The 16,466-nt window shown below is 67.6% G+C and carries 16 protein-coding genes, 1 tRNA gene and 1 pseudogene; 12 read left to right on the forward strand and 6 right to left on the reverse strand.

Annotation, left to right across the window (positions count from 1 at the left end):
• Nucleotides 1-18: 18 nt before the first annotated feature.
• On the reverse strand, nucleotides 19-774 hold the full coding sequence (locus tag AC0IX4_RS18500; RefSeq protein WP_231568716.1) for a TetR/AcrR family transcriptional regulator: 756 nt from the start codon (nucleotides 772-774) through the stop codon (nucleotides 19-21).
• Between the two features lie 205 nt (nucleotides 775-979).
• On the opposite strand from AC0IX4_RS18500, the gene AC0IX4_RS18505 reads away from it, so the two are divergent.
• Both AC0IX4_RS18505 and AC0IX4_RS18510 read left to right on the forward strand, forming a co-directional pair.
• Entirely contained in the window at nucleotides 980-2,191 is a 1,212-nt protein-coding gene (locus tag AC0IX4_RS18505) for a hypothetical protein (RefSeq protein WP_471830343.1), read from the forward strand.
• Between the two features lie 31 nt (nucleotides 2,192-2,222).
• A complete protein-coding gene (locus AC0IX4_RS18510) occupies nucleotides 2,223-3,623 on the forward strand; it encodes a M20/M25/M40 family metallo-hydrolase (protein ID WP_471830344.1) in 1,401 nt (466 codons plus the stop codon).
• On the opposite strand, the gene bcp is transcribed toward AC0IX4_RS18510, so the two are convergent.
• On the reverse strand, nucleotides 3,601-4,074 hold the full coding sequence (gene bcp, locus AC0IX4_RS18515) for a thioredoxin-dependent thiol peroxidase (RefSeq protein ID WP_042575144.1): 474 nt from the start codon (nucleotides 4,072-4,074) through the stop codon (nucleotides 3,601-3,603). The genes AC0IX4_RS18510 and bcp overlap by 23 nt on opposite strands.
• Before the next feature lie 114 nt (nucleotides 4,075-4,188).
• Here bcp and AC0IX4_RS18520 point away from each other — a divergent pair, with 114 nt between their 5' ends.
• The 7 genes and pseudogenes from AC0IX4_RS18520 to AC0IX4_RS18550 all read left to right on the forward strand — a co-directional run bounded on the left by AC0IX4_RS18520 (nucleotide 4,189) and on the right by AC0IX4_RS18550 (nucleotide 8,203).
• The gene (locus tag AC0IX4_RS18520) at nucleotides 4,189-4,410 is read left to right on the forward strand and encodes a DUF3618 domain-containing protein (protein ID WP_042575143.1); all 222 of its coding nucleotides are present in this window, start codon (nucleotides 4,189-4,191) and stop codon (nucleotides 4,408-4,410) included.
• Between the two features lie 92 nt (nucleotides 4,411-4,502).
• A tRNA-Lys gene (locus tag AC0IX4_RS18525) sits at nucleotides 4,503-4,578 on the forward strand.
• Between the two features lie 229 nt (nucleotides 4,579-4,807).
• Nucleotides 4,808-5,085 (forward strand): annotated as a pseudogene (locus AC0IX4_RS18530) (biotin synthase BioB); the annotation flags it as partial.
• Nucleotides 5,072-5,260 (forward strand): biotin synthase auxiliary protein BsaP, encoded by a 189-nt coding sequence (gene bsaP, locus AC0IX4_RS18535; protein WP_082518622.1) that lies wholly within the window; start codon nucleotides 5,072-5,074, stop codon nucleotides 5,258-5,260. The pseudogene AC0IX4_RS18530 and the gene bsaP, both read left to right, overlap by 14 nt.
• A 288-nt stretch (nucleotides 5,261-5,548) precedes the next feature.
• Nucleotides 5,549-6,082 (forward strand): DUF4440 domain-containing protein, encoded by a 534-nt coding sequence (locus AC0IX4_RS18540; protein WP_082518623.1) that lies wholly within the window; start codon nucleotides 5,549-5,551, stop codon nucleotides 6,080-6,082.
• A 43-nt stretch (nucleotides 6,083-6,125) separates the two neighbouring features.
• Nucleotides 6,126-6,785, forward strand: coding sequence for a response regulator transcription factor (locus tag AC0IX4_RS18545; protein WP_056076077.1), 660 nt, complete (start codon nucleotides 6,126-6,128; stop codon nucleotides 6,783-6,785).
• Nucleotides 6,785-8,203, forward strand: a complete 1,419-nt coding sequence (locus tag AC0IX4_RS18550; protein WP_471830347.1) for a sensor histidine kinase — start codon at nucleotides 6,785-6,787, stop codon at nucleotides 8,201-8,203. Before AC0IX4_RS18545 ends, AC0IX4_RS18550 begins: the two co-directional genes overlap by 1 nt.
• Before the next feature lie 154 nt (nucleotides 8,204-8,357).
• On the opposite strand, the gene AC0IX4_RS18555 is transcribed toward AC0IX4_RS18550, so the two are convergent.
• Together AC0IX4_RS18555 and AC0IX4_RS18560 are read right to left on the reverse strand one after the other, a co-directional pair.
• Nucleotides 8,358-9,794, reverse strand: a complete 1,437-nt coding sequence (locus AC0IX4_RS18555) for a PepSY-associated TM helix domain-containing protein (protein WP_471830349.1) — start codon at nucleotides 9,792-9,794, stop codon at nucleotides 8,358-8,360.
• Nucleotides 9,795-9,919: 125 nt separating this feature from the next.
• Entirely contained in the window at nucleotides 9,920-10,441 is a 522-nt protein-coding gene (locus tag AC0IX4_RS18560) for a hypothetical protein (protein ID WP_471830351.1), read from the reverse strand.
• A gap of 202 nt (nucleotides 10,442-10,643) precedes the next feature.
• Between AC0IX4_RS18560 and AC0IX4_RS18565 the strand changes: the two genes are divergently transcribed.
• Nucleotides 10,644-11,063, forward strand: a complete 420-nt coding sequence (locus AC0IX4_RS18565; RefSeq protein WP_056076088.1) for a MarR family winged helix-turn-helix transcriptional regulator — start codon at nucleotides 10,644-10,646, stop codon at nucleotides 11,061-11,063.
• A gap of 76 nt (nucleotides 11,064-11,139) precedes the next feature.
• Nucleotides 11,140-11,325: a hypothetical protein gene (locus AC0IX4_RS18570; RefSeq protein WP_471830353.1), complete on the forward strand. Its 186-nt coding sequence runs from the start codon at nucleotides 11,140-11,142 to the stop codon at nucleotides 11,323-11,325.
• Between the two features lie 148 nt (nucleotides 11,326-11,473).
• Here AC0IX4_RS18570 and AC0IX4_RS18575 read toward each other — a convergent pair whose 3' ends face one another.
• Entirely contained in the window at nucleotides 11,474-14,089 is a 2,616-nt protein-coding gene (locus AC0IX4_RS18575; RefSeq protein ID WP_471830355.1) for an excinuclease ABC subunit UvrA, read from the reverse strand.
• Nucleotides 14,090-14,336: 247 nt separating this feature from the next.
• Here AC0IX4_RS18575 and AC0IX4_RS18580 point away from each other — a divergent pair, with 247 nt between their 5' ends.
• Nucleotides 14,337-15,572, forward strand: coding sequence for a YncE family protein (locus AC0IX4_RS18580; RefSeq protein ID WP_471830356.1), 1,236 nt, complete (start codon nucleotides 14,337-14,339; stop codon nucleotides 15,570-15,572).
• A 27-nt stretch (nucleotides 15,573-15,599) separates the two neighbouring features.
• On the opposite strand, the gene AC0IX4_RS18585 is transcribed toward AC0IX4_RS18580, so the two are convergent.
• Entirely contained in the window at nucleotides 15,600-16,442 is an 843-nt protein-coding gene (locus tag AC0IX4_RS18585; RefSeq protein WP_042576609.1) for an SDR family oxidoreductase, read from the reverse strand.
• Nucleotides 16,443-16,466 lie beyond the last annotated feature (24 nt).

Here is a 16,466-nt window from a genome sequence, read left to right on the forward strand (position 1 = left end):
CGAGGGGAGCCGGCGCGATCAGCGTCGGCTCTCCTTTTCCGCTACCAGGAGGTAGGCGCCCATGAGGCGCTTGAGTTCGGCGACGGCATCAGCATGGGACTGGCCGTCCTGCACCGAGAAGTTGAGCATCGAGTAGACGACGTGCACCAGCACCTCGGCCATCAGGTTGCGTCGGACACGGGGTGTGCGCGGAGTCAGCGGCGCCAGCATCCGCTCGACCTGGGCCGCGAACGCCTTCTCGTGGATCATTCCGGTGGTCCTGGTGGCCGGCGTCGACTGCATCGCCAGCCACACCTCGCGCCGGGACGGGTCGGACGTCCACAATCCGGACAGGTGGTCGAGGAAGTCGTCGAGGAAGCGTAGCCAGTCGAGCGACGGGATCTCACCGTCGAAATCCGACAGCTCCTGCTCCACGCCGGACAGATCTCTGCGACTGAGCTCGCACACGATGACGTACTTGTTGGCGAAGAACTGGTACAGCGTGCCGATGGGCAGACCTGCCCGCGCTGCCACTTCCTCGCACGTGAACGACTCGAAACCGACGTCCGTCAGGAGATCGCGCGATGCACTGAGCAGAGCGTCGAACTTCTTCTTGCTGCGTTCCTGGGTGGGCCGTCGGCGCGGAAGCAGCTCGACGGGTTCGTTCGCGTCGGCGTTCTCGCTGGTGTCGTCACCGTCGCGGACATCGGATTCGTCCTGGTGAGGACCGGTCGACGGGTGCGGTGCCGACGGGTCCCGCGCGCTGAGCATCGGTGATCCGTCGGTCGACTCCACGGTGCCCACAGTATCCGTTTCGCCGCTGATCTCGAACAGGGCGACACCATTCTGCAGCGACCAATATGAACTTACGGTATGTTTAGAGTCGACAACAAGGCGAGACGTTCACTGAAGTGGCGTCCAGCCGGCCATGGATACCGGTCTCGGGGGAGTTCCAACGGTGGGGTCGGCTGCGCCTGTCTGCGAGAAGAGGAGGCACACCATGAGCAACACCCCGAAGAAGAGTGCGCGAGGACGTGGTGACACCACGGTGGTGTCTGCTGTCCTCCTCTACGACCTCGACGGCAGCACCGTCACCGCCACGTTGCTCTCACCTGTCGACGGCTCCGAGCTGGGCGCCGCCGAATCGATCCACCTCGACAGCTTCTCGCCGGAACAGATCGGGCTGACCGTGCCGATCCTGTGGGATCTGGTCGACGTCGCCGAAGCCAACGTCATGTGCGTCGTGACCTCGGGTGCCGCCGCGGACATCGACGTCGCACCTCCCATCCTCGAGCTCGCGTTCGGCGTGCCGGTCTTCGGCTCCGCCACCCCGGCGCCGTCCCCGGACGAGGTAGCGCCCGTGAAGCCCGCCGTGGCGCGATCCACGTCGCCCGTTCGACCGGTTCCGGCCGTACCGGTCCGCCGGTCGTCCGCGACGACGGCACGTCCGGCCCCGTCACTGGTGAAGAAGTCCGGGGTCGCCGCCGCGGCTGCTGCGGCTGCTGCCGCAGCAGCACGACCGACCGCGACCCAACCCGAGGTCGTTCCCGCACCGGCCGTCGAGGACCGTCCGACCGTTCACGACACCGACACGGAGGTGTTCCCGGCCGTCGTCCTCCCCGAGGTGGCCGTGCAGCACGATGACGCGCCGACGGAATCCTTCCTGGTCGTCCCCACTGCCGCGGCCGTCGCCGCGCCCCGTCGGTCCCGCCGAGCTGTCGGGTTCGCCGGTGCTGCCGCCGCAGCAGTTCTGGTCGCCGCCGGCATCGGCACCGCCGCCGTGATCTCGGGTGGATCGGACAGCGCACCACAGAACACGGCTGCGACCCAGCAGGCCCGGGATTCCGCGCCGACCGTCGACAGTCCCGCTCTCGCCGCGGCTGCGCCTGCTCCGGCTGCTCCTCCTGTCGCACCTCCCGCTGCTCCTGCGGAACCGTTGCCCACCGACGCCGCCGACACTCCGGCTGCCGCACCCGACTGGACGGCGCCCGCAGCCGCAGCGCCTGCTCCGTGGACTGCCGCGACCCCGGCGCCCACCTCGTGGACGTCACCGTCGTCGTCGCAGTCGCCCAGTGCCGTTCCGCCGCCGCAGTTCACTGTCCCTGTGCCGGAGAACGATCCGAGCAAGTCCCGTCAGCAACTCCAGGACGAGGCGTGGGCCAAGCACTGGGCCGAGACCGGACAGTGGCTGAACCAGGAGTTCCCTCAGTAACCGCTAGCAGGCACAGTGCCAGACTGGGTGGATGACGTCAGGCACCGAAGCTTCTGTCCCGTCCGTCGAGCAACTGCGCGAGCGGGTGCGCGCTGGCATGCCCCGAGTCCGTGACGAGTTGGCCACGCTGGTGGCCTTCCGCTCCATCGCGGACCAGGAGCAGGCGCCCCCGTCCGAGTGTCGTGCAGCTGCGGAATGGGTGCGCGACGCTTTCCGCGATGTCGGCATCACCGACGCCGAGTTGTACGACACGTCCGACGGCTCGGCCGCCGTCATCGGCCGTCGACCCGCTGCACCCGGCGCACCGACCGTGTTGCTTTACTCGCACTACGACGTTCAGCCTGCCGGCGACGAGTCACTGTGGAACACGCCACCTTTCGAGCTGACCGAGCAGGACGGCCGCTGGTACGGGCGAGGATCCGCGGACTGCAAAGGCAACGTGCTCATGCACCTGTCAGCACTCCGCGCGCTGGCGGACGACGCGGAGGTGGGCGTGGTCGTCGTCTGCGAAGGGTCGGAGGAAACCGGCACCGGTGGTCTCGAAGACCTGGTGAACGAGCGGCCCGAACTGTTCGCGTCGGACATCATCGTGATCGGTGACACGGGCAACATCGCCGTCGGCACCCCGACGTTGACGACATCCCTCCGCGGAATGGCGATCATTCGCGTCGACATCGAAACATTGAACGGCGCAGTCCATTCCGGAATGTACGGCGGCCCGGCGCCCGATGCCTTGGTGGCGCTGATCGCCGTTCTCGCGTCCCTGCACGACGAGCACGGGAACACGACTATCGACGGTGTCGACGGCACCGGGGCGTGGCAGGGCGCCGACTACCCGATCGACCGCTTCCGGGACGACGCGGGAGTGCTCGACGGGGTCGACCTCACCGGCAGCGGCAGTATCGCCGACCATCTGTGGGCGCGGCCGTCGGTCACCGTCATGGGTATCGACTGCCCACCCGTGGTCGGGAGCGCCGCCGCTGTCGTTCCGCGAGCGTCCGCCCGCATCGGCCTACGCATCCCGCCGGGCATGGACGCCGAGCGGACACGAGACCTTCTGATCGCCCATATCGAGAATGCCGCACCGTGGTCCGTACGCGTGAGCGTCACGCCCGACGCGGTGGGTGCCCCGTTCTCCGCGCGGACGGACGGCCCCGCGTACAGCGCGCTGCTCGGCGCACTCGGCGACGCCTACGGTCAGCCCGTGCAGTTCGCGGGGCAGGGAGGCTCGATCCCGCTGTGCACTGCGCTGCAGCGGGCCGTGCCCGACGCGGAGATGGTCCTGATGGGCGTCGAGGAGCCTCTCTGCACCATCCACGCGCCGAACGAGAGCGTCGACCCGACCGAGATCGAGAACATCGCCGTGGCCGAGGCCGCCTTCCTCAGCAGAGTGCCGGGGGAGTGGCGGCTCAGAGCTTCAGATCGCGGATGAGCTTGGCGACGTGGCCGGTGGCCTTCACGTTGTACTGAGCCACCTCGACCTTGCCGTCGGCGTCGATGACGAACGTCGACCGGATCACCCCGGTGACGGTCTTGCCGTACATCGACTTCTCACCGAATGCGCCCCACGCCTGCAGAGTCGACTTCTCCGGGTCCGACAACAACGGGAAGGTCAGGCCCTCCGCGTCACGGAACTTCGCCAGCTTCGCGGGCTTGTCGGGCGAGACACCCAGCACGTCCAGGCCGGCGTCGTTCAGCTGAGCGAGGCTGTCGCGGAAGTCGCAGGCCTGCTTCGTGCAGCCCGGTGTCCCGGCAGCGGGGTAGAAGTACACCACCACGCGCTTACCGGCGTAGTCCGCCAGCGAGACGGTGTTGCCGTCGGCGTCGGACAGGGTCAGATCGGGAGCGGCATCGCCGGCGGAGAGTCTCGAGTTCGCGGTCACGCCACCAAACCTATCCCGACACCTCACAGTCGGAGGAGCGAGCCGGACGGCGTGCTCTAGGCTCGTGAGTCAACCGCACCAGTTCTGCACAGACGCTCACCCGGGAGGGCTTTCGTGGCACGCAACACCGACAACATCGAGCGCGACATCGAGGCCGCACGCGACCAGCTGGCGTCGACGCTGGACGAGCTCAGCGTGCGCGCCAACCCCAAGCGCCTGGTGGAGAACACCAAGCGCAGTGTCGTCAGCACCCTCAACGAGCCGGCAGTGAAGTTCTCGCTCATCGGCGTCGGCGCTGTCGTCGCACTCCTGGTGATCCGCAAGATCGTCAGCTGAGCATCCGCGCAGGTCAGTGACTCGATTTCACTCCCTGCGCGCCAGGTGTTAATGTCTTTCACGCACCAAGGAGCGCACGTTGCTCCGACCATGCGCCTATAGCTCAGTTGGTAGAGCAAGTGACTCTTAATCACTGGGTCCGGGGTTCGAGTCCCTGTGGGCGCACCAAAAAGATCCCCTGATCAGCAGTTATGCTGATCAGGGGCTCTTCTGGTTCCGGTGTCACTCACTACTTATTCATGACTTTCAGCTCGAAACTCACGCGTTCGGGCTCTCCGGGCAGAGACTGACGGTGCATTACTGCTGGTCAGGGCGTCGCCATCTGGTCTGTACTGGGTCCAACAGACGGTGTGATCATGAGTCATGTAGCAACGGACGTCCTTCTTCGAGCCGCGGCCCCGGGACCCCGTTCACCCACCTCGAGGTCCTGCCCGAGACCGCTGCCCTCCGCGCCATCGCGGCATTCCGGCTCGCGCTCCCTCGCACGACGTTGCGTTTCACCGACGGCCGAAAGATCACAATCGGCGATCTCGGCGCGCGACAGGGCATTCTTGGCGCATCAACGCCATCATCGTCGGCAACTATCTGACGACACTCGGTCGTCCGGCCGAATCCGATCTCGACCTGTTGGCAGAGCTGATGATGCCGGTCAAGGCACTCGATGCCGCGCTCTGAGTCCCCCGCGTACGACGGGTGGACGGGCGCACCCTTGGCCGACGGGGCGCGACCACGGCCTCGTGACCTGGGGCCACCGCGGTACTGCGCGTGGTGCGGTCGCCGCATGGTGGTGCAGGTGTTCCCGTCCGGATGGTCCGCACAATGCTCGCGACATCCCGTTGTGGACGGCTGAGCGGGTTGTCCAGCGGGTGGAGCACTCGCTGGGCACCGACGAAACGTGAGAAGCGTTGTCACACGGTCCGGTTCGGCCGCAGTGGACAGGAGGTGCCGCGACCAGCGGACATGATGCGTGCGGGTGTCGACGGTCATACAGCGCCGTCTCGGGAACACGCGTCACACCGCTCCGGGTGGAAAGTTGTCCGTCCGCTGACACTTCCCTGACGCTGCGCTGGCAATCGCATCGCGATGCTTGATCTGTCACCGAAAGTGGTTCGGTGACACCAGATCGAGAGGTAAGACCATGCGCACCAACACCGTCGTCCGCGCCACCTCCGTCGCTGCCGTCGTCGCAGCCGCCGTCGTTCTGTCGGCATGCGGCACCGGACAGGCATCCACGCCCGTCGCAGCCGACACCGTCACCGCCGCAGGCACCAACGCCTCCGTCGACGCGGTCGGCGAACTCACCCTCGACCGCATCGAGGACCAGTTCGATACCTGGCTCGATACCGTCGCGCAGGGCGACCCGCAGGCGATCAACGCTCTCTACCGAGAGGACGCGGTGCTTCTTCCGACGTTGTGGGCAGGGGTGTACAACAGCTCCGAAGAGCGACTGGCCTATTTCACCGACTTCGTCACCAAGAAGCCGACCGGCGAGGTCGACGAGTCCGTGCCGCAGCTGCTCAGCCCCACGTCGGGATCGCTGTCGGGCCTCTACACGTTCACCATGGGCGAGTCCGGGGACGAGGTGCCGGCGCGCTTCACTTTCGTCTTCGAGCTCGAGGACGACGGGGACGTCGTGATCGTCGACCACCACTCCTCGAAGTTGCCTGCCTGATCTACCTGACACGGCGGACACCGCCGGGATGGGACCATGACCCGTGCGCGTACTCCTGGTCGAAGACGACCCGTCGATCTCCGACCCTCTGACCGCGGGTCTGCGGCGATACGGCTACGAGGTGCAGCAGGTGACGACGGGAGCGGACGCACTCGCGGCTCCGCTGCCCGACGTGGTTCTGCTCGACCTCGGGCTACCCGACATGGACGGGCTCGACGTGTGCCGTGAGATCCGCAGGAGCTCAGCGGTACCCATCGTCGTCATCACCGCACGAGACGACGAGATCGACACCGTGGCCGGTCTCGAGGTGGGTGCGGACGACTACGTCAGCAAGCCGTTCGGGGTGCGCGAGATCATCGCCCGTATTCGAGCGGTGATGCGGCGCACCGGGTCCGACTCCGTTACGTCGGTGGCGGCGCCCCAGTCGCTCGGGCCGATCCTGCTCGACCGTGCTGCCCGCCGAGTAAGTGTGGACGGCGTCGAGATTCTGCTGGCGCCGAAGGAGTTCGACCTCCTCGCTCACCTCGCCGAGTCGCCGGGCGCGGTGTTCACCCGCGAACAGCTGATGGAGGCGGTGTGGGACGAGCACTGGTTCGGCCCCACGAGAACGCTGGACGTCCACGTCGCTGCGCTCCGGCAGAAGTTCGGCGACGCGCTCGCTCTGACGACCGTGCGCGGCGTCGGTTTCCGCCTGGAGGTCTGATGGTCCGCCGTCTCGTCGCGTCGTATCTCGCACTGGTGGCACTCGCGTTGGCGCTGTTCACCGTTCCCGAGGGCATCGGACTGGTGAACGCCCTGCTCGGCAACCAGGCGGAGGTGGGACTGCGTGAAGCGCGCACAGTCGCGGTCCTGCTCGCGACCGCTGATGCCGCCGATCCCGACTCGGCGGCGGGAGCGGACCTGGCGCTGCTCACACTGCGCAGCAACCTCGAGGAGCAGACGGGTGGCCGGGTGGAGTTGCTCTCCGCGGACGGGCGTCCCGCACTGGGACGTCCGGTGTCGAACCCTCTCGGAGTCGACATCGGCGCGGCGCTGCAGGGGCGGGAAACCGTGACGCGTACGGACGATTCCGTGCTCGGTGAGCCCGGTCTGCAGGTCACCGTGCCGTCGAACGATCCGAACGGTACGACGGTCGGAGCGGTGCGTCTGACGTATCCGTCCGCTCCCGTCACCGCGCAGATCAAGGAGCTGTTCGGGTTCCAGCTGATCGTGGCGTTGGCGACGCTGGGTATTGCGGCGGCCGCGGCGTGGTGGCTCGCCCGGTCGATGACGCGTCCGTTGCGGCTTCTCGACGGTATGGCTCGGTCCCTGTCACGCGGGGACTTCGCCGCCCGCACGGATCCGTTGGACGCCGGGCCGGAAGAGACACGTCGGGTCGCCGAATCCATGAACGATGCCGCTCGGCGCATCAGCGACCTGATCGACGCGAAGAGGCAGTTCGTGGCCGACGCGTCGCACCAACTCCGCACACCGTTGACCGCTCTGCGATTGAGTCTCGACAACCTCCAGGACGAGGTGAGCGACCCCGACGCACGGGCGGCCGTGGACCGGTCGATCGCGGACACCGTACGGATGACGCGCCTGGTGCACGACCTGTTGACCCTCGCGCGCGCCCAGAAGCCGATCGACCGTCCGACAACGGTCGACGTTCGGGCCGTCGTCGACGAGCGCCTCGCCACCTGGTCCGCTGCGGCGAGTGCGCATGGCGTGGAACTGGTCTCGTGCGTTCCCGCCGGTACTCGGGCGGTCCTCGGCGACGGTCACCTCGAACAATTCCTGGACAATGTTCTGGCCAACGCGGTCGACGTCGCCCCACCGGGCACCGACATCGTCGTCGACGCCGCGGTCGGGGGTGAGTCCTTGCGCCTGACGATCACCGATAGAGGGCCGGGACTCTCGGCGGAGGACCGGCGCCGTGCGCTCGACCGTTTCTGGACCCGACGCCCGGGTGGATCCGGCCTCGGATTGTCCATCGTCGATCAGCTCGCCCGCGAGAACAGGGGGAGTCTTTCGCTCGAACCGAACCCGGACGGGGGACTGATCGTGGTGATCACGCTACCGACATCGACCCCGCTCCGCACTCGTCCGCGACCGTCCGGTTCGAGCGGCAGCACGTCGTGACCCGGGCCGACGCTGCCACCGTGGGAGGTAGCGGGCGCTCGGTATCGCCGAGTCGGCCGGGTTCGCTGATGTCGAATGGTGCGTCGACGGTCACATCACCTGCCTCCTCGAAGGTGACGGAGATCGAGGTTGCGTCGAAACTCCATCGCGCTTCTCACACGCGTGCACTACGCGAGCGGAAGCCGGCGACGAGGTCGACGGTGAGGAAGGCGAGCAGGGACAGACCCAGGAGCGGCACGAACCACCCCACGGCCACGGTGGCGACGACGAGTCCGACCGCAGCGACGGGCGGGATGCGCCAGAGGGCTCCCCGCTGCGGCGGCCGGCCCACCGGGGATGCGCCACTACGAACAGGTCTGCGTTGGAACCACATTCGATATCCGGCGATGATCATGGTCACCAGGACCGCGGCCAACGCCAGCAGGGCGATCTGGCTGACGAGCCCGAACAGCACGCCCATGTGCAGGCTGATGCCCCAGGTGGTGAGTTGGGCGGCGAGCGGCCAGTCGTCGAAGCGTTGCACGTCGACGACCCGGTCGGACGCTCCGTCGACGGCGATCGAGTCTGTGGAGAACACCCACGGATCACGGAGTTGCGCCACCGTGAAGGCGGTGTCGCTCGAGGTGGGGATCGATGCTTCGACGGCGCCGGTGACGTCGTTCGCACGAGCGACGGCGAGGACACCGTCGATCTGCCGGACATCCACCGGCTCGGCTGTCGTCGCGGCATCGGACGTGCCGTGTCCGGCGTGGCCTGCGTGCTGGTCGTCGGACTGACCGGCGTGACCGGTGAGATCGGTGGCGACGGCGGGGGTGGTCCAGCTCAGCGCGCTCCGTAGGTCGCCGATGTTCGCGCCGGCGTGGTTCGACCACGTCAGTCCGGTCGCCGACAGGAACACCAACCCGACGACGATCCACGCTCCGCTCGCCCCGTGCAGGCCGAGTGTGCGCCGTCGACCGCGGGCGGTGCGGTCGACGGTGAACAGGCGTGCATTGTCGGAGTTCCGCCTGCGCCGGCGTCGGAAGCGCTCCACCCAGAGGAACGCTCCGCCCAGCGCGACGACGCCGAGCCAGGACGCGGCGAGTTCGCTGTAGAGGCGCCCGGTGTCGCCGAGGTGCAGGGTGCGATGTAGTTCGCTGAGCCAGGTGCGCAGCGGAAGCGAGCCGGACGAACCGTAGACCGTCGACTGCCCGACGGGGGCGGCGGTGGCGGGGTCGATGAACACGGCGGCGCGTTTCGACTCGCCGAGGCTCGGATCGGTGAACAGGACGCGGGTGGTGTCGCCCGGTTCGGTGGCCGGTCGGACGGCGGCGACGGTGAGATCGGGTCGCTCCTGCTGCGCGGAGAGGATCTGGTCGGACACCGGTAGTGCGGGTCCGGTGCTGTCGGTGTGGAGCAGGTCGCGGTAGACGACGCTCTCGAGTGTGGGTGCGATGGCATAGAGGCCGCCGGTCACGGCGGCGACGAGAATGAACGGTGCGATGAAGATGCCGGCGTAGAAGTGCAGGCGCAGGATCAGTGGTCGCCACCGCGAGGTGGGCGGCGGCGGTGCGGGAGCCGCGGTGGGCTCGGTCTTCTCGGGTGTGGACACGGTTGTGCTCGATTCCGGTGATGGCGCGCACGAGAGCGCCGAGTCTCGACACACGAGATCGACGGTCGGCGCGGCGAGATGCCTCACCCGACGGCGTGCTGCGTCGGGCGGCTGTTGAGGAGGGGTTACCGGAGTCGAGCGGGAGGGCCGCGAGTGCCGCACCCGGAAAGGTCGAGCAGACGCGCGGGTGCGTCGACACGGATGACGGGGCGGGCTGGCCGGACCGTGTCGGTGTCGACGTCCGCCACGGCGAGAACGACCGGGAGGATACGGCGCATCGCCCCGGCGGCGGCGATGATGCCGCGCTCGGCGCCGTGGACGGCGACGGCGCCGATACCGATGGCAAGAGTGTGCGCGGCGGCCATGCGAAGGTCGAGGAGCGCACCGTGATGATGACCGTCCACGACGGCCAGGGTGAGGTGCCCGAGCGCCTGTGCGACGGCGAGTGCGACGACGAGGCGGTTCCTGCCGGCCGGCACTGTCGAGACCATCCACCCGACGCCGACGCAGACTGCGAGCAGCGCGACGGCGGCGGATTGCGAGGGCAGTGCCGCTCCACCGAGATCGTGAGCGGCGGCGGTGATGAGCACGGACAGCGCACCGACGACGACGCCGCGCAGAGGCGCACTGGTCGCCGGGGTGCTCACCGCCGACACCCTACCCGGCTGCTACGCAACGTAGTAGTTCTCGCGGTCGGGTGAGCGACCACATTCCGCGGCTGCGGACCGCGGTGCTACCGGACACCAATTTCCACGCGCTCGCACTGCTCGCGGTGCAGCCCCTGCCGCACCGCGGCTCCGCACCGTCGTCTCGGTGCAGGCGACGGGGCACGGCCGATAGTGTTACTTCATGGTCGACCGAGTTCCCCTGAGCCCCACGACGGCACTGCTGGCAGTGGCCAAGGCGTGGGAGTCCACGCTGAACGAGGCGCTCAAGGCCATGGGATTGACTGCTCGCAAGTACGGGATGCTCGCTCACATCGGATCCGCGCCCGGCATCTCGTTCAGTGAACTCGCCCGTCGCTCGTCCATCACGGTGCAAAGTGTGCACGTCACAGTCGCCGGTTTCATCTCGTCCGGACTGGTCGATGATCACACGGCGCACTCGGGATCCGCAGCGCACCTCAGTATTTCGAGTGACGGCGAGGAGCTGCTGGCTCGTGCCGCCGACGTGATGAAAACGGTGGACGACAAGTTCTCGACGGCGGCGCCCGATCTGGCCGAGGCGCTGCGCGTGCATGCGGAGCAATGGGCCGCCCGCGATCGGTAAGCCTTCAGTTAAATTGAAGGTGTGGAGGACCTCTTGCTGTCCGCCCAAGAACGACCGATACGTAGTGATTGCGGCGATGGCTCTCACTGCAGTAGCCGGTGGCTTGCTGGCCTTCCGGATCGCTCCGCTGCAGCGAGAGGCGCTGACCTCACCGGACACGGGTGCGCGTCTGCGACGAATCGGGATGTCGACCGGTGCCTTCGACCTGGTGTGGGTCGTCGTCGTGGTGTTGATGGTCGTATGGCCCGGTGAGACCGCGTAACTCCCGGGCTTCTGCGTGCGTTGTCGATCCTCTCGGTGATCGAAACAGTCACCGTCGTAGTACTCTTCGGTACCGCACTGTTGCACGTGAACGTCGACGCCACAACGCTGCGCCGCGCGACATGTGAGTGTGGCGGTAGTGCCGCGGTTCACCCGCGAGAGTTGTGTCCCGCGTCCGCTCCAGCTCGTAGGTGCTCGTGAAGGTAGCGACCGGTGATGCTCGAGGGGTCGGCGGCGACGTCGTCGGGTGTGCCGGTGGCGACGATGCGTCCGCCGGCGTCACCGCCGCCGGGGCCCATGTCGATGATGTGGTCGGCGTTGGCGATCATGTCGAGGTCGTGTTCGATGACGACGACGGTGGCGCCGTTGTCGTTGAGGCGGTCGATGACGGTGAGCAGTGTGCGGACGTCGAGTGGGTGCAGTCCGACGCTGGGTTCGTCGAAGACGAAGAGGGTGTCGGCTTGGTCGCGACGTAGTTCGGTTGCCAATTTGAGGCGCTGTGCCTCGCCGCCGGAGAGGGCGGGTGTGGCTTCGCCGAGGGTGAGGTAGCCCAATCCGAGGTCGACGAGGGTCTGCAGGCGGGTGTGGACGCGCCGGAGGTCGGTGGTGAGATTCAGCGCCTCGGTCACCGTGCACGAGAGCAGGTCCGGGAGCGAGATGTCCGGTGGGCCGGAGGCCTTCTGGACAGGTCGGCGGATCTCGTGGGCGGCCGGGGAGTAGCGCGTGCCGGAGCAGTCGGGGCAGTCGATGTCGACATCCGGCAGGAACTGCACATCGAGTGAGATCTGGCCGGTTCCCTCGCACCTGGGGCAGCGCAGGGACCCTGTGTTGTACGAGAAGTCGGCGGCCGTGAGACCGCGCTCTGCGGCCGCCGGTGTCGATGCGAAGGCGCGGCGCAGGTCGTCGAGGATCCCGCTGTACGTGGCGACGGTGGAGCGCACGTTGATCCCGATGGGGGTGGCGTCGACCACGTTGACGCGCGTGATGCCCGGTGCGTCGAATGCTGTGACGTGTGCGGGTGGGCGTCCGCCGGCGCCGCGAGCGATCAGTGCGGGCACCAGGCTGTCGAGAACCATCGTGGTCTTGCCGGACCCGGAGACGCCGGTCACCGCGGTGATACGCCCCGACGGGATGTCCACTGCGAGAGCGTGAACGGTATGCAGGGGACGGGTGGTCAGGTGAATCCGTCCGCGGGCGAACATCTGATCGGACGGTGCGCGATCGCGCACGACGATACCTTCGCGACCGACGAGGAAGCCGCCGAGCGAGGAGGCCGGATCGTCTCCCAGGTCGGCGGGAGTGCCGGTCGCCACCACGTGTCCGCCGTCTCTGCCCGCGCCGGGACCCATCTCGACGATCCAGTCGGCATCGCGTAGGACCTGCACGTCGTGGTCGACACACACCACGGAGTTCCCGTCCCGCAAGAGGTCTCGCATGATGTCGAGAAGGGCGTCGACGTTGGACGGGTGAAGTCCGATGGACGGTTCGTCCAACACGTAGAGCACACCGGTGGTTCGGTTACGCACCGCACGCGCGAGTTGAACGCGTTGCCGTTCGCCTGTGGAGAGGGTGGCACTGCCGCGGTCGAGTGTCAGATAGCCCAGGCCGAGCCCGACGAGGCGCCGGGCCATCTCGAGGAGTGTGTCGACGAGGTTGCGCGCCATCTGCGTCATGTCCGCGGGCAAGGACGTTTCGATGGTGGTGACCCAGCCGGTGAGGTCGTCCAGAGTCTTGGCGGTGGCCTGGCCGAGATCGATGCCGCCGATGTGCGATCGGAGGGCCGAGTCGCTGAGACGGACGCCGTGGCAACTGGGGCAGGTGTGGGTGCTGATGTAACGGTCGACACGGCTCAGCCCCTTCTCGCTCGTCGCCTTGTTCACCGCTTCCTCCACCGCGCGTACGGCATTGCGGTAGGTGAAGTCCATCTCGAACAGCTTGCCGTTCTTGGTGGGAACGGTGATGTGCCGCTTCTCCTCCGCGCCGTGCATGACGAGGTCGCGCTCCTCGGCGCGCAGTTCCTCGTAGGGCACATCGGTGCGTACGCCCATCTCGGCGACGACGCGAGGCATCACCGTGAGACCGAACATCGACCAGGGAGCCACCGCACCGGCGTCGATACTCAGGCTCGGATCGGGCACCAGCATGCGCTCGTCCACCTCGCGCACGACGCCGTTGCCCGAACATCGAGGGCAGGCGCCGTCGGAGTTGAAGGCGAGCGACTCGGCGCCGGGAGGGTAGAAGGTGGCTCCGCAGACCGGGCACGTCAGGTCGTGGTCGAGGGCGACCTCCACCGTGGGGGCGAGTCGGTGACCGTTCGGACAACAATGAGAACCCAACCGCGAGAACATCAGTCGCAGGACGTTGAGTAGCTCGGTCGACGTGCCGAAGGTGCTGCGCACGCCGGGCACGCCGGGTCTCTGGCGCAGGGCCAGTGCGGCCGGCACGTGCTCGACACTGTCGACGTCGGCGCGGGCGGACTGCGACATTCGGCGGCGAGTGTAGGTCGAGAGTGCCTCGATGTAGCGGCGCGAGCCCTCCGCGTACAGAACCCCCATCGCCAACGACGACTTTCCCGACCCCGACACCCCCGCGACCGCGACAAGCGTGTGCAGGGGTATCGACACGTCGATGTCGGCGAGGTTGTGAACCTTCGCGCCGCGCACCTCGATGAACGACGGCTGAGAATGCACGGACACAGGCTTGCGCCGAGCATCCGCACTGCAGCTCGTGCGCACCGTGGGCGCGGCCTTCTCGTCGCGTGTCATCGCTCCTCCTTCGTCGAGTGGTGCCGTGCAGATGCTCGTGAGGCCGACAACGAAATGTCTGTATGTCGAGGTTTCGAACAGTGTCCCGCGGCTTCGCCGAAAAGTCGGTACTTCACCTGAAGAATTACGCTGAGCTTGTCTGCTGGCACGTATTCCGCGAGGTTCGCATGCCCGCGAGAACGTCGGCGGATACCGTGATGGAGCCGGGGGGCACAGGGCGCCTCGACGACATTCTCGGGGGCCGCACATGACCGCTCGCACTACACTTCTCACCATCGCCACCGCGGCGCTCACGGCGATGGGCACCGTCGCGGTCGCGACGCCGGCCGCTGCTGCACCCGACCTGACCGACGTGCTGTTCGTGGCCAACAACTGGGACGGGACCGCGGACTACCTCACCCCCGACGGCAACCTGACCAGACTGGGTCGGTTGAACGTCGTGCCGGACAAAGAACAGCGCCTCGCGGAGATCTACCGGAATCCAGTGCGTGCCGCGTTCTACTTCGGAATCCGGCAGCTGGTGGGCGAGGGGCACGACCAGTACGCCGACGACATGTACACCTCGAAGGACGGCAGGAAGCTGATCGTCTCGCGGCCCAGCTTCGCCGACGTCGTCTCCCTCGACATCGCAACCGGTGCGATCGATTGGCGATTCGTCGTCGACGGCCAGCGCGCCGATCACATGGCCATCTCGGATGACGGCACACAGGTCGCTGTCTCGGCGTCGACGGCCAACACGGTGCACATCCTGGATACGGCGAACGGCCGCGAGATCGGCAGATTCCCCACCGGCACTTCCCCGCACGAGAACGTGTACACGAAAGACGGCCGATACATCATCAACGCGAGCATCGGCCGCGTCGAGTCACCCCTCGACGCGCCCGCTCTCGGCGTGACCAAGTTCCCGCGCTGGATCGCCTTCTACGACAGGACCACCGGGGCCGTCACGCGCCAGATCGATATCGGGCGCAAGCTGGCCGAGGCCGGGCACCCCGACATGAGTTCGTCCGTCCGCCCGATGACGCTCTCGCCGGACGAGCGTTTCCTCTACCTGCAGGTCTCTTTCTTCCACGGCATCGTGGAGTACGACCTGCAGCAGGACCGGGTGACCCGGGTGGCCGATCTGCCCATCACCCCTGCGGCGGCGGCACTTCCGCGCGAGTCGTACCTGCTCGACTCGGCCCATCACGGCATCGCGATGAACACCGCGGGCACCAAGATGTGCGTCGCGGGAACGATGTCGGACTACGCCACCGTGGTCTCGCGGGACACCCTGACGGCGGGGCCGCTGGTGACGTCCGGTGAGAAGCCCTACTGGTCCACGCGCAGTGCCGACGGTCAGTACTGCTTCGTGTCGTGGGCGGGAAGTGACAAGGTCTCGTCCATCTCGTTCGATACCGGTCTGGAAGTGGGCAGCGCGGTGGTCGGCGACCATCCGCAGCGGATGCGTACCGGCGTCGTCAGCAGCTCGATCATCGGCTGATCCTTCGCCGGACGCGCACACAGTGCGTCAGACGTCCAGGTCCGTCAGCCATTGCTGCACGGTGCGCGGGGTGATACCGAGCAGGTGCTGCGCGGACCTGTCCGGGGTGATGACCTCACCGGGCAGCGTGTATCGGTGGTGGTAGGACTCCACGACGGGCCCGGCGGCTCCTGCCCCGAACAGGGGAGTGATGAGGTCGCCGTAGTGGTCGGGGGTGATGGCGCGGAAGGTCACGGGCCGGTCGAGGTACGCGGCGAATCCTGCGGCGACGTCGGCACCGACGAGGCCGGGCAGTGCACCGACCGACACGACGCCGGTGACGGTGTGGTCGGTGAGCAGACGAACGGCGACGTCGGCGATGTCGAGGTGTGAGCTCCAGGACACGGCGTAGTCGTCCCGGATCGGGTACATGAGGACGCCGTCGTCGCGTACCGGACCGAGGGAAATGGGGAGCAGGAAGTTCTCGAGGAACACGCGGGGCTCGATCACGGCATGGGACACGCCGCTGTCGGCCAGCTCGCGGGCGAGGACCTCGGGAGCCGACGTCGGCGCGGTGGAGTCGTCGATGGTGGATCCACTGGTGGAGAACACGACTCGGGCAGGGCGCGCGCGCCGGACGGCTTCGGCGACGGCGCGGGCCGCGGCCATCTGGACGTCGAGGGGACCGATGGGGATATGGACGAAGACGCCGTCCGCGCCGGTGTAGGCGTCGACGAGCGTGTCGACGGAGGTGTAGTCGACGGCCACCGCCGGGCCCTCGACGGATGAGGTGTCGCGGACAGCGGCGGTGCCGGAGTGGCCGGCCGCGGTGAGTGCGGTGAGGACGGGAGAACCCTGAGCGCCCGTGGCGCCGTGAACGATGTAGGTCATGAACCCATTAGTGCATGCGATGCA

The organism is Rhodococcus sp. AC861, assembly GCF_979256035.1.

What these genes read in the sequence shown, in the direction of transcription:
- AC0IX4_RS18550 (WP_471830347.1), top strand. Translation starts at nt 6,785, where the DNA reads ATGGTCCGCCGTCTCGTCGCGTCGTATCTCGCACTGGTGGCACTCGCG.
- AC0IX4_RS18565 (WP_056076088.1), top strand. Translation starts at nt 10,644, where the DNA reads ATGGTCGACCGAGTTCCCCTGAGCCCCACGACGGCACTGCTGGCAGTG.
- AC0IX4_RS18580 (WP_471830356.1), top strand. Translation starts at nt 14,337, where the DNA reads ATGACCGCTCGCACTACACTTCTCACCATCGCCACCGCGGCGCTCACG.
- AC0IX4_RS18585 (WP_042576609.1), bottom strand. Translation starts at nt 16,442, where the DNA reads ATGACCTACATCGTTCACGGCGCCACGGGCGCTCAGGGTTCTCCCGTC.
- AC0IX4_RS18575 (WP_471830355.1), bottom strand. Translation starts at nt 14,089, where the DNA reads ATGACACGCGACGAGAAGGCCGCGCCCACGGTGCGCACGAGCTGCAGT.
- AC0IX4_RS18570 (WP_471830353.1), top strand. Translation starts at nt 11,140, where the DNA reads ATGGCTCTCACTGCAGTAGCCGGTGGCTTGCTGGCCTTCCGGATCGCT.
- AC0IX4_RS18505 (WP_471830343.1), top strand. Translation starts at nt 980, where the DNA reads ATGAGCAACACCCCGAAGAAGAGTGCGCGAGGACGTGGTGACACCACG.
- AC0IX4_RS18540 (WP_082518623.1), top strand. Translation starts at nt 5,549, where the DNA reads ATGCGCACCAACACCGTCGTCCGCGCCACCTCCGTCGCTGCCGTCGTC.
- bsaP (WP_082518622.1), top strand. Translation starts at nt 5,072, where the DNA reads ATGCCGCGCTCTGAGTCCCCCGCGTACGACGGGTGGACGGGCGCACCC.
- AC0IX4_RS18510 (WP_471830344.1), top strand. Translation starts at nt 2,223, where the DNA reads ATGACGTCAGGCACCGAAGCTTCTGTCCCGTCCGTCGAGCAACTGCGC.